The 12,387-nt window shown below is 72.1% G+C and carries 9 protein-coding genes and 2 pseudogenes; 9 read left to right on the forward strand and 2 right to left on the reverse strand.

Annotated features, from left to right (window positions below; all coding sequences use genetic code 11):
• The first annotated feature begins 29 nt into the window (after positions 1–29).
• The 7 genes and pseudogenes from QUE51_RS15105 to QUE51_RS15135 all read left to right on the forward strand — a co-directional run bounded on the left by QUE51_RS15105 (position 30) and on the right by QUE51_RS15135 (position 7,354).
• A complete protein-coding gene (locus QUE51_RS15105; protein ID WP_286277186.1) occupies positions 30–926 on the forward strand; it encodes a carbohydrate ABC transporter permease in 897 nt (298 codons plus the stop codon).
• Between the two features lie 162 nt (positions 927–1,088).
• A complete protein-coding gene (locus QUE51_RS15110; protein WP_286279424.1) occupies positions 1,089–2,528 on the forward strand; it encodes a glycoside hydrolase family 66 protein in 1,440 nt (479 codons plus the stop codon).
• 94 nt (positions 2,529–2,622) lie between these two features.
• Positions 2,623–4,295 (forward strand): annotated as a pseudogene (locus QUE51_RS15115) (alpha-glucosidase).
• A gap of 19 nt (positions 4,296–4,314) precedes the next feature.
• The gene (locus QUE51_RS15120) at positions 4,315–4,614 is read left to right on the forward strand and encodes a hypothetical protein (RefSeq protein ID WP_286277188.1); all 300 of its coding nucleotides are present in this window, start codon (positions 4,315–4,317) and stop codon (positions 4,612–4,614) included.
• An 84-nt stretch (positions 4,615–4,698) separates the two neighbouring features.
• Positions 4,699–5,370 (forward strand): nucleoside/nucleotide kinase family protein, encoded by a 672-nt coding sequence (locus tag QUE51_RS15125; RefSeq protein WP_286277189.1) that lies wholly within the window; start codon positions 4,699–4,701, stop codon positions 5,368–5,370.
• A 203-nt stretch (positions 5,371–5,573) separates the two neighbouring features.
• Positions 5,574–6,542, forward strand: a complete 969-nt coding sequence (locus QUE51_RS15130) for a cation diffusion facilitator family transporter (protein WP_286277190.1) — start codon at positions 5,574–5,576, stop codon at positions 6,540–6,542.
• A gap of 36 nt (positions 6,543–6,578) precedes the next feature.
• Positions 6,579–7,354 (forward strand): annotated as a pseudogene (locus tag QUE51_RS15135) (isocitrate lyase/PEP mutase family protein).
• A gap of 6 nt (positions 7,355–7,360) precedes the next feature.
• Here QUE51_RS15135 and QUE51_RS15140 read toward each other — a convergent pair.
• Together QUE51_RS15140 and QUE51_RS15145 are read right to left on the reverse strand one after the other, a co-directional pair.
• Positions 7,361–7,762: a hypothetical protein gene (locus QUE51_RS15140; RefSeq protein WP_286277191.1), complete on the reverse strand. Its 402-nt coding sequence runs from the start codon at positions 7,760–7,762 to the stop codon at positions 7,361–7,363.
• Between the two features lie 23 nt (positions 7,763–7,785).
• Positions 7,786–8,946: a Na+/H+ antiporter gene (locus QUE51_RS15145; RefSeq protein ID WP_286277192.1), complete on the reverse strand. Its 1,161-nt coding sequence runs from the start codon at positions 8,944–8,946 to the stop codon at positions 7,786–7,788.
• A gap of 236 nt (positions 8,947–9,182) precedes the next feature.
• Between QUE51_RS15145 and QUE51_RS15150 the strand changes: the two genes are divergently transcribed.
• Complete coding sequence (locus QUE51_RS15150) at positions 9,183–11,729, forward strand: glutamate--cysteine ligase (protein WP_286277193.1); 2,547 nt, start codon at positions 9,183–9,185, stop codon at positions 11,727–11,729.
• 98 nt (positions 11,730–11,827) lie between these two features.
• Positions 11,828–12,304, forward strand: coding sequence for a VOC family protein (locus QUE51_RS15155; RefSeq protein WP_286277194.1), 477 nt, complete (start codon positions 11,828–11,830; stop codon positions 12,302–12,304).
• The last annotated feature ends 83 nt before the right edge of the window (positions 12,305–12,387 follow it).

Consider the following 12,387-nt stretch of genomic DNA (forward strand, 5'->3'; position numbering starts at 1 on the left):
TTCCGCGACCGGGGCGCCTTGGACGTCTCATGACCGCCGCATCCTCGCTCGCCCGTCCCGCGCCCGGCGGCCCGCACTCCCGAGGCGGCGGCGTCCGCGCTCGCCGGAGCGCGGCGTCCACCCTCCGGTACGCCGCCCTGATCGCCGGCGCCGTCGTCATGGTGACGCCGTTCGTGTACATGGTGTCGACCAGCTTCAAGAGCCAGGCGTACGTGCTCACGGTCCCGCCGCAGTTCATCCCGAATCCGGCGACGACGGACAACTACACCCAGGCGCTCACCACGCAGGACTTCGGGCTGTACTTCCTCAACTCGGCGGTCGTCGCGGTGATCTCCACCGCCCTGTCCGTCCTGCTCAGCTCGATGATGGCGTACGGCTTCGCGCGGTACCGCTTCCCGGGACGAGAGCTGATCTTCCGGATCCTGCTGATCGGGCTGGTCGTGCCGGCAATGATGCTGATCATCCCGCAGTTCGTGCTCGCCAAGAACCTCGGGCTCCTCGACAGCCTGGCGGGACTGGTCGTCTTCTACGTCGCCGGCTCGCTCGCGCTCAACACCTTCCTGCTGCGCGGCTTCTTCGAGGCGATCCCCGAGGAGCTGGACCAGGCGATGCAGGTGGACGGCGCGGGGGCCTTCACGCGATACTGGCGGCTCGCCCTGCCCCTCGCGAAGCCGGCGCTCGCGACCGCGACGATCTTCACCTTCCTCGCGACGTGGGACGAGTTCGTCTGGTCGCTCACCATCATCAACTCGCCCGCCCACCGCACCCTGCCGGTGGCCATCAAGCTGTTCCAGGGCCAGAACGCGACGCAGTGGGGCCTGGTCTTCGCCGCGTCGCTGCTCGCGGTGATCCCGGTCGTGGTCGTCTTCCTGGTCTTCCAGCGCTACTTCGTGCAGGGCCTCACCACCGGCGCGGTGAAGGGATGACCGCGGGCGAGCTTCTCCCGCTGCGCGCATCCTTCCCAGAGGGGAGGCGGTCCGCATCGAGCGGCGGGGCGCCGGCGCAGGGGGCACGGTCCGCGTCTGGCGGCTGGGCGACCTGATCGCCGAACGACCGGGGGACCGGAGGCACTCCTCGACCTGGGGACGCTGCCTGCCGGCGGCTACGGGGTCGAGCTGGACACCGGGGACGGCGTGCTGCGCACGGCCGTCGAGGTCACCGGTGCGGGCACGAGACCTCATCGCTACGGCTTCGTCGTCGACTTCGCGCCCGGCCGGGACATCGCCGGGGTCGTGGACAACATCCGGCGGCTGCACCTCACCGATGTCCAGTTCTACGACTGGGCCTACCGGCACGCCGACCTGCTCGGTGGCGGCGAGGAGTACGCGGACGCCCTCGACCAGCCGGTCGCGCTCGAGACGGTCCGCCGCCTGATCGGGGCTGTGCACGGAGCCGGATCCCGCGCCCTCGGCTATGCGGCCGTGTACGCGGTGGGCCCCGCCGAGTGGGATCGGTGGAAGCACGACGCGATCCTCGCCGGCGACGGCGCTCCCTACGGGCTGGGCGACTTCCTCTTCCTCGTCGATCCCTCGGCTCCGGACTGGCTCGAGCACTTCACCGGCGATCTGGCAGCAGCGACGGAGCACCTCGGGTTCGCCGGCTTCCACCTCGACCAGTACGGCTACCCCAAGGTGGCGCGCCGGGCCGACGGTGGGATCGCGGACCTCGCCGAGGCCTTCGAAGTGCTGATCGACCGCGTCCGCGAACGGCTCCCGCAGTCCCGGCTGGTCTTCAACAACGTCAACGACTTCCCGACCTGGCGGACCTCGTCGGCCGCCCAGGACGCCGTCTACATCGAGGTCTGGGACCCGACGACCACGCTGAGCTCGCTCGGCGCAGTCGTCGCCCGCGCCCGCAGCGTCGCCGCGGGAAAGCCGGTCGTGATCGCGGCCTATCAGCACGTCTACGACTCGGTCCCTGCCCCCGCGGCCGACCTGGCCACGTCGTTCACGATGGCCACCCTGTTCTCCCACGGCGCGACGCAGCTGCTGGCGGGGGAGGCTGACCGGATCCTCGTCGACCCCTACTACGTGCGCAACCACGAGGTCGAGGACTCGACGGCCGGCCTGCTGCGCCGCTGGTACGACTTCCTCGTCGAGCACGGCGAGGTGCTCACCGCCGGGGAGGTCACCGACGTGACCCGCTCATTCGCGGGGGCGTACAACGACGACTGCGACGTCAGCTACGCGTCCGCGGTCGTGGCCACGGAGGCGCAGCCCGGCACGGTCTGGCGCCGGATCACGACTGCAGGCGGCCGCCTCGTTCTCCACCTCGTCAACCTCGTCGGGCAGGAGGTCCAGCTCTGGGACGGGGCCAAGACCACGCCGGCGCATGTCGGGACCGGAACGCTGCGGCTGCGGACGGTCGCCGGGTGCGTTCCCCGCGTGCGCGTCGCCGATCCGGACCGCACTCCTCGCCTCGTCGACGTCGACGTGACCGTCGACGGCGCGTACGCGACCGCCATCCTGCCCGAGCCGCACGTGTGGCAGCTGGTTCTCGTCGACCTCGTGCCGCAGGAGGCGTCATGACCATCCTGATCACAGAGGCGGGCCCGGGCGGAGAGCCGGAGGCGGCGCGGACGGGGAGTCCGACCCCTGGTGGCAGTCCGCGGTCGTCTACCAGATCTATCCCCGCAGCTTCGCGGATGCCGACGGCGACGGCGTCGGGGACCTGGCCGGCATCCGCAGTCGGCTCGACCACCTGCAGACCCTCGGGGTCGACGTCATCTGGCTCTCGCCGATCTACGCGTCGCCGCAGGACGACAACGGGTACGACATCAGCGACTACCGCAGCATCGACCCGGTGTTCGGGACGCTGGACGACTTCGACGCGCTCGTGGCGGACCTGCACGGCCGCGGCATGCGGCTCGTCATGGACCTGGTGGTGAACCACACCTCCGACGAGCACCCGTGGTTCGTGGAGTCGGCATCCGGCCCCGAGAGCCCGAAGCGCGACTGGTACTGGTGGCGACCGGCCCGTCCCGGCACCGTCGCCGGCCACCCGGGCTCCGAGCCCAACAACTGGGAGTCGTTCTTCTCCGGTTCGACGTGGGAGCACGACCCCGCCTCCGGCGAGTACTACCTGCACCTGTTCTCCCGCAAGCAGCCCGACCTCAACTGGGAGAACCCGGAGGTCCGGGCCGCGGTCCACGACATGATGCGCTGGTGGCTCGACCGTGGGATCGACGGCTTCCGCATGGACGTCGTCAACTTCCTCTCCAAGGATCCGGCACTGCCCGACGGCGCCCCGATACCCGGCACACCGTTCGGCAACGGCTTCCCGTTCTTCGCACCCGGGCCGCGGATCCACGAGTTCCTGCGGGAGATGCACGACGCCGTGTTCGCCGGGCGCCCGGGCCGCTACCTGACGGTCGGGGAGATGCCGGGCGTGACGATCGACCAGGCGCGGCGGTTCACGGACCCCGACCGGCACGAGCTGGACATGGTGTTCCAGTTCGAGCACGTCGGGCTGGATCATGGACCCGGCGGCAAGTGGGACCCCGCTCCGCTCGACCTCCGCGACCTGAAGGCGTCCTTCGCGCGGTGGCAGGAGGGGCTCGCGACCACCGGCTGGAGCAGCCTCTACTGGAACAACCACGATCAGCCGCGGGTCGTGAGCCGCTTCGGCGACGACGGCCTCTACTGGAACCGCTCCGCGACCCTCCTCGCCACGGTGCTCCACCTGCAGCGGGGCACCCCGTTCATCTACCAGGGCGAAGAGCTCGGCATGACGAACGCGCCCTTCAGGGGAGTGGAGGACCTGCGCGACATCGAATCGCTCAACTACTACCGGCTCGCCATGGGACTCGGGTCGGACCCGGACGCGGTGCTGCTGCGGGTCAGGGCGATCGGGCGCGACAACGCGCGCACCCCGATGCAGTGGACGGCGGGGCCGAACGCCGGCTTCACCAGCGGAACCCCTGGATCGGCGTGAACCCGAACTCGGACCGCATCAACGCCGCGGACCAGGTCGGCAGGACCGGGTCGGTGTTCGAGTGGTACCGGCGGCTCATCGCCCTCCGGCACGGAGACCGCCTCATCTCGCACGGCACGTTCTCACTGATCGCCGCGGACCACCCGACCCTCTTCGCGTACCTTCGCACGCTCGAGGGCCGTCAGCTCCTCGTGCTCGCGAACGCGGACGACGAGCCCCTGGACGCCGAGCCGTCCGTCCCGGGCGCGGAGGATTGGGCCGGCGCGAGCGTGCTGCTGGACAACGGTCCCTCCGGTGCTGCCAACGGTGTGTTCGCGCTGGAGCCGTGGCAGGTGCGCGTGCTCGAGCGACGCCTCTCCTGACCGTGGCTAGCGTGGAGGGATGCCGTCCTACCGCGTGACCCTCGCGATCGGCGCACTCGCGCCGGGGGTGCGTCCCGCGGAGGTCCTGCCGGCGGCCGCCGATGCGGCCGCCGCGCTGACGACGCTGGAGGCGTCGAGCGTCAACGTGGTGCGGGGAGAGGCGCGGATGACGGTCCGGTTCACGGCGGAGGACGACGATATCGCGGTGCAGGTCGCCGATCACGTCCGAGCGGTCACCGGCGAGCTCGCCGAGGTGGTGGACGTGCGGGTCACCCGCCAGGCGTCCGGCCGCTGGACCACGGTGCGCGCTAGGCCCTGACGCTCCTCGAGTTGCCGATATCCGCCCCCGAACGCGCTCCATGAGGGCGGAATTCGGCATCTCGAGCGGGGAGCGGGCCGTAGCATGGCGGCCGTGACGTCCGCCGCCGCATCCGCCCTGCTCGACCGCGTCCGGGCGCTCGCCGCCGAGGGGGACCGGGTGCTGATCGGGATCACCGGGGCGCCCGCCGCCGGGAAGTCGACGCTCGCCGAGTGGCTGGCGGAGACCCTCACCGCGGAGGGGCTGCCCACAGCCTGGGTGCCGATGGACGGCTTCCACCTGGCCGACGCCGCGCTCGACCGGCTCGGCCGCCGCGAGCGGAAGGGCGCCCTCGACACGTTCGACGGGCACGGCTACCTCGCGCTCCTGCGGCGCCTGCGGGCGGAGACCCGGAACACCGTCTACGCGCCGGCGTTCGAGCGCAACCTGGAGCAGCCGATCGCGAACAGCATCGGGGTTCCGCCCGAGACGGCCGTGATCGTCACCGAGGGCAACTACCTCCTCGTCGACGAGGAGCCGTGGCGGCAGGTCCGCGCGGAGCTGACCGAGGTCTGGTACTCCGAGACCGACCCGGTGCTGCGCCGGGAGCGTCTGGTCGCCCGCCACATCCGGTTCGGCAAGGCTCCGGATGCCGCCGCGGCCTGGGCGGACACGGTGGACGAGCCGAATGCGCGGCTCATCGCGGCGACCCGTGCCCGCGCCGACACCGTGATCGACTTCGACGCGCTCGACCTCGGCATCGTCCTCGCGGACTAACCCCTTCAGCAGGACTTCGTGCGGAGAACAGGACGTCCCGGCGGCTGATGTCCTGTTCGAGCGACGGTGTCCTGCTGAGGGTCCGCGCCGGCGCTCGCCGATGAGCGGAGCGAGTGCGGCGCGCCCCCGAGGGCGACCTACAACGGGTCGCCGACCGCCGCCAGCCCCCTGCCCGGCGCCCCGGCCGGTGGCAGGATGAGGCGATGACCACCGCCGCGGCCGCGCCCGAGAAGAAGGACGCCGAGCCGCACAACGAGTCGGCCTTCACCGTCCTCGTCGCGCTCGCGGCCAACGGGCTCATCGCGGCCGCGAAGACGGTCGCCGCGATGCTCACCGGGTCGGCGTCCATGGTCGCGGAGTCCGCGCACTCCTGGGCGGACACGGGCAACGAGGTGTTCCTGTTCATCGCGGCGAAGCGCGCCGGACGGGCCGCCGACTCCTCGCATCCGCTCGGCTATGGGCGAGACGCGTACGTCTGGTCCATGATCGCGGCGTTCGGCCTCTTCGCCGTCGGCGCCGCGGTGTCGATCATGCACGGCATCCAGGAGCTGATCTCGCCGGAGCCCGGCGGCGAGTTCGTCGTCTCCTACATCGTGCTCGGCATCTCCTTCCTCCTCGAGGCGGTGTCGTTCACGCAGGCCTTCCGCCAGGCGCACGGCGACGCGGCCACGAGCGACCGCGACCTGCTGTCCTTCGTCCTGCATACCTCGGACCCGACCGTGCGCGCCGTGTTCTTCGAGGATGCCGCGGCGCTCATCGGCCTCGTCCTCGCCTTCGGCGGCGTGCTCGGGCACCAGCTCACCGGATCCCCGACCCCGGACGCGGTGGGGTCGATCCTCGTCGGAGTGCTGCTCGCCGTCGTCGCCGTGGTGCTCATCCAGCAGAACCGCAAGTTCCTGGTCGGGGAGACCGTGGATCCGTCGATCCGCTCCGCCGCCCTCTCCAGCCTCCTCGAGCGCCACGAGATCGCCGCGGTCACCTACCTGCACATCGAGTACGTCGGCCCTGCCCGGGTCTTCCTGGTCGCCGCGGTCGACCTGGTGGGCAACGAGAGCGAGTACGACGTGGCGCAGCGCCTCAACGCACTGGAGGAGGACCTGCAGCAGAACCCGCGCATCGTGCGCGCTGTGCTGACCCTCTCCAATCCGGAGCACGTGCCGCTCGCCCCCTAGCTCGACCCGCCCCCGTCATCCTCGCTACCGTGAGGCATGAGCATCGAAGAGCGCGGCCGTCGCCTGATCGCCCTGCACACGGCACCCGAGATCCTGCAGGTCATCAACGTCTGGGATGTCGCCAGCGCGAAGGTCATCGCGGGCCTCCCCGGCACGCAGGCGCTCGCCACAGCCAGCCACTCCATCTCCGCCGCCTTCGGCTATCCGGACGGCGAGAACATGCCCTCGACCTGCACCTCGACATGGTGGGCCGGATCATCGCGAGCGTCGGCGAGATCCCCGTGTCCGCCGACCTCGAGGCTGGATACGGCAACGCCGGCGAGACCGTGCGCCAGGCGATCGCCGTCGGCGTGGTGGGCGCGAACCTCGAGGACAAGATGGCGCCGCTCGACAAGTCGGTCGCCGCCGTGTCCGCGGCGGTGGCCGCCGCGGACGAGGAGGGCGTTCCGTTCGCGCTCAACGCCCGCACCGACGCCTTCCTCCGCGCCGGCGACCGACCGGCCGATGAGGTGCTCGCCGACGCGATCGAGCGCGGGCGGGCCTACCTCGACGCTGGCGCCACCTGCGTCTTCGTTCCCGGCCGGCTCGCGGACGACGTCGTCGAGCGCCTGGTCGCCGAGCTTGGAGCGCAGCGCGTCAGCGTGATCGGTGTGCCCGGAGCGCAGCCCTCCACGCGATTCGAGGAGCTCGGCGTCGCCCGCATCTCGTACGGCCCGTGGACGCAGCGGGTGGCCCTGACAGCCCTCGAGGATGCCGCGACCGCGCTCGCGGCCGGCGGGGTCATCCCCGAGACCACCCGCGTGCTCACCTGACGATCGCTACTCGGGCTCGCCGAGAGTCCGGGTGAGGCGCAGCTCCTCCAGGTCGATGTGCGACTGGACATGCCGCAGGACGGTGTCGTCGATCTCGTTGCGGTCGCGCAGGGAGATCACGGCGGATCGCTTGACGCGGAGGAGGCGCAGGCGGAGCTCGCCCTCGGAGTCGGACTCCTGCTCCTCGGCGTTCTCCTCGCCCTCGACCCCGGTCGAGTGCAGGCGCTCCAGCCGCTCGGTGTACTCCTGCTCGAGCAGCGCGCGGAGCTCCTCGGTGGCGCCGACGGCCTCGGCCGCTTCGGGCAGGGCTTCGAGCATCGCTTCCAGGCCCTTCGTCTCGGCGAGCCGCTGCTCGTCGGCCTCGGTGGGGTCCTCGGGCAGCTTCGCCCACCGCACGATTCGGCTCATCGTGGAGCCCTGCACGACCAAGGTCACGAGGATGACGACGATCGTGACGGCGATGATGAGATCGCGCCCGGGGAAGGGCGACCCGTCGGCCAGCTTCCGGGGAGCGCGAGGGCCGCCGCCAGCGACACGGCGCCGCGGAAGCCGGCCCAGGCGATGGGCAGCCGCTGGCGGGCCGACACCCGCCGCTCCCGCTGCTGGGGCCGCCGGTCCAGCGCGCGGATGATGTAGGGCGTCGTGTTGAGCCAGGCGAAGCGCACGGCGATCACTGCCAGCGCGGCGAGCAGGCCGAGGCCGAGAGCCGGCTGCCACTCGTGGTCGACCTCGAGCATGACGCGGTGGATCTCGAGCCCGATGAGCACGAACAGGGAGCCGTTCAGCACGAAGGTGGCCAGCTCCCAGAAGTTGTAGACCTGGGTGCGGGCGCTCGCGCTGACGATGCGCGGGCCGTAGAAGCTCAGCACCAGTCCGCAGGTGACGACGGCGATCACTCCCGAGACGCCGAGCAGCTCCGCCGGCAGGTAGGCGAGGAACGGCGTGAGGACGCTCGTGGTGTTCGCGAGCAGGCGGTTCGGCAGCAGGCGCCGGATGGCCACGACCAGCGCGGCGATCGCCGCGCCGATCAGGATGCCGCCCGCGTAGGCCGCGAGGAAGCGCAGCGCGCCCGTGCCGAGGTTGATCTCCCGCTCCGCGACCGCCGCGGCCACCGCCACGGCATAGACGGCGAGGGCGGTGCCGTCGTTGATGAGGCTCTCCGCCCGCAGGATGGTGAGCGTGCGCCGCGGGAGCGGCCCTGCCACTGCGACGACCGCGGTCGCGTCCGTCGGCGCGAGGATCGCGCCGAGGGCGATGGCCACCGACCAGGGCAGCCCGAAGGCGTGCCCGACGACGGCGACGGCCGCCGCCGTCACGAGCACGAGCGGCACCGCGGACAGGAGGATGACCCGGAGGTTCCGCTTCATCTCGCGCACCGAGGTGTTGAGCGACTCCCAGTAGAGCAGCGCAGGCAGGAACAGCAGCAGCACGAGGTCGGGCTCGAGCTCCAGCCCGTCGAAGAGGGGGATGAAGCCCAGGATGCCGCCGAGGAGGAGCAGGACGAGGGGAGTGCTCACGTGGAGCCGGTGGGAGAGGATGCCGCCCACCAGGAGCACGAGACCGAGGAGGACGGCGATCTCCAGGCCGTTCATCCGGACCTCCGGGCAGGGCGGGCGGCGGACCGCGGGGGAGGATTCGACGCGAATGCGCCCTCGCTCATGAAAGCACACCGTGCTCCGGTCCGGCTCCTCGGACGCCCGGACGATATGCGCGCCCTGTGGACCTGGATTCGCCTGATCCGCGGACGAGGTGAGCGCCAAGACGGGCGAGCGCCGTCGCGTGGCACGGGCCTCGATGCCGGGCCGCCGGCCGCCCCTAGACTGCGGCCATGACGGCGGAGCTGACCCTCGGCGCAGAAGAAGAGCTCCACCTCATCGACCGCCGCAGCGGCAAGCTGGCCGCACGGGCGCCCCAGATCCTGTCCCGCCTGCCTGGCGAGAGCTACTCGGCCGAGCTGCAGCGCACCACGGTGGAGACGAACACGGACGTCGTGCGGACCCTCGACGAGCTGCGCTCCGAGCTCCTGCGGCTGCGCCGCGGCGTGATCGCCGCCGCGGAAGCGGAGGGCGTCGGCATCGCGGCGGTCGGGACGGCCCCGCGCTCCGCGCTCGCGGATTTCGAGCTGACCGGCACCGGCCGCTACGCGCGCATGCAGGAGCAGTACCGGCTCCTCGTCGACGAGCAGCTCATCTGCGGCCTGCAGGTTCACGTCGGCGTCCGGGACCGCGACCTGGCCGTCGACATCATGCAGCGGATCTCCCGCAGGCTTCCCGTCCTCCTCGCACTGTCGACGAGCTCGCCCTACTGGAACGAGCAGGACACGGGCTACGCGAGCATCCGCTCGATCATCTGGCAGCGGTGGCCGAGCGCCGGTGCCACCGGTCCGCTCGCCTCCGCCGCCGAGTACGACGCCCTGCTCGGCGACCTCATCTCCTCCGGCGTGATCGCCGACGCGAAGATGGCCTACTTCGATGTCCGCCCGTCGGCGCACGCGCCCACCCTGGAGCTGCGGGTGTGCGACGGGTGCCCGCTCGTCGACGACGCGATCCTCATCGCCGGCCTCTTCCGGGCCGCCGTCCGGGCGGCCGAGCTGGACATCGAGGCGGGACGCCCGTACGTCCACGAAGCCGTGCCCGTGCATCGCGCCGCCATGTGGCAGGCGGCACGCGGGGGCCTGTCCGGTCGCCTGGTGGACGGCGGCGAGCACCCGCGTCCGGTCCCTGCCGCCGATGCGGTCCGCGCGCTCGTCGCCGAGCTGCGCCCGCAGCTGGAGGAGCTCGGCGACTTCGAGCAGGTACGGGAGCTCGCCACCACCGTGCTCGCGCGCGGGAGCTCGGCGGACCGGCAGCGCTCCGCCTTCGCCGAGCGGGGCCGGCTGGACGACGTCGTCGACCTCGTGATCCGGGAGACCCACGGACCCGCCGGGGGAGAGGTGCCGGGCGCCCCGGTCCTGCCGCGCTACCGGACGCGGGCGGGGGACGAGGCCGTGGGCCCCGGCTCGATTCCTCGGCCCGCCTACCGGGAGGTGCTTGAGCGGTTCCGCGGGATGCCGGAGTCGCGAGTGGACGACCTTCGGGCCGCACGCGACCGGTGGGCCACCGGCCACGGCCTCACCTACCCGGCCGGCGGCTCGGCGCGTCCGCTCGAGATCGACCTGCTGCCGCGCATCCTCAGCGGGCACGAGTGGACGCGGCTCGAGGCGGGACTCGTACAGCGGGCGCGCGCGCTCGAGCGCTTCCTGGAGGACGTCTACGGGGAGCAGCGGGTGATCGCCGACGGCGTCCTCTCCGCCGACCGGGTCTTCGGCGCCTCTGGCTGGCGCGAGGAGGGCCTCCGCATCCCCACCGGCACGGTGCGGGCACCGATCATCGGGTTCGACCTCGTCCGCAACGAGTTCGGCGCGTGGCGCGTGCTCGGGGATACCGCGCAGGCGCCGAGCGGCGCCGCCGTCGCCCTGGCCGCCCGCGACGCCCTCGACGCGGTGCTGCCCGAGCTGCCGCGACCGGCGGGCCTCCTCGCCCCGGACGGCGTGCTGCCGCTCCTTCACCAGACTCTGGCGGCCGGCGCCAAGCCCGGCGCACTCGCCCTGCTGTCACCCGGCCCGTCCAGCGCCTCCTGGTATGAGCACCGCCGCCTGGCGGAAGGCGCGCACCTGCTGCTCGTCCACCCCGACGAGCTCGAGGTGGACGAGGACCTGGAGGTGCGGTCGCGCTCGACCGGCGAGCCCATCGGCGCGCTCTATCTCCGGCTCGACACGGACCTCCTCGACCTGGTGGACGAGAAGGGCCGCCCGCTGGGCGAGCGGCTCCTCGCGGCCGCGGCGGCGGGACGGGTGTTCCTCGCCAACGCTCCCGGGGCCGGCCTCGCCGACGACAAGGCGCTCTACCGAGCCGTCCCGCAGCTCATCCGCTACTACCTGGACGAGCATCCGCTGCTCGAGTCGGTGCCCACCTACCGGACCCAGGACACCGACGAGCGGCTCGCGGTGCTCGAGCGTGCGGGCGAGCTCGTGACCAAGCCGGTGGACGGACACGGCGGCGCGGGCGTCCTCATCGGCCCCTTCGCCTCAGCCGCGGCGGTCGCGACCCGGCGCGCCGACATCGCCGCCAACCCGGAGCGATGGGTCGCGCAGGAGGTCGTGCAGCTCTCGTCCCTGCCGACCTTCTGGGGCGCCCGGCTGGAGCCGCGGCACGTCGACCTGCGGGTTTTCGTGCACGTGCGGGGGACGGCGGAGGGCGACTGCGTCCTCGCCCCGCTCGCCCTCACCCGCGTCGCGCCGCACGGCAGCCTGGTCGTGCACGCGGCTCCCGGCGGCACGGTGAAGGACACGTGGATCGTCGCCGACGGGGGAGCCGCGGGAGGGTCCGGCGACTGAGCCCCGACAGTGCTCCGCCTCCTCCCCGGGGGATCGCTCGCGTGCGTTGACACGTGTCGGCGCCGGGAGGACCCTGGGGGCGCGAGAAGGGACCGACGATGGCGCCGACGATCACCCCGTTCCTCTGGTTCGACGACGACCTGGAGGATGCGATCGCGTTCTACCGGGACATCTTCCCGAATTCGACGGTGGGGGAGGTGTCCCGCTATCCGGAGGGCTCGCCGCTGCCGGCGGGGACCGTCCTCGGCGCCACCTTCGAGCTCGAGGGTCAGCGGTTCATGGGCATCAACGGCGGCCCCGAGTTCCCGTTCACCGAGGCGTTCTCGCTCTACGTGGAGGTGGAGACGCAGGACGAGATCGACCGGCTGTGGACGGCGCTGACGGCGGACGGCGGAGAGCCGAGCCAGTGCGGCTGGCTCAAGGACCGGTTCGGCCTCTCCTGGCAGATCGTCCCGTCGCGCCTGCCGGAGCTGCTCACCGACCCTGACCCGGAGCGCGCGAGCAGAGCCATGCAGGCGATGCTGAAGATGACGAAGCTCGACCTCGCTGCACTGGAGGCCGCCGCCGACGGCTGACCGCCGACGCCTGACCGCCGCCCGTCCGACCTCGTCGGCGCGGGCCGTTCGGACATCCGCCTCCCGCAGTCCGCCGCGCCCTG

Origin of the sequence: Naasia aerilata, from assembly GCF_030296595.1 — a bacterium.
GTDB lineage: Bacteria > Actinomycetota > Actinomycetes > Actinomycetales > Microbacteriaceae > Naasia > Naasia aerilata.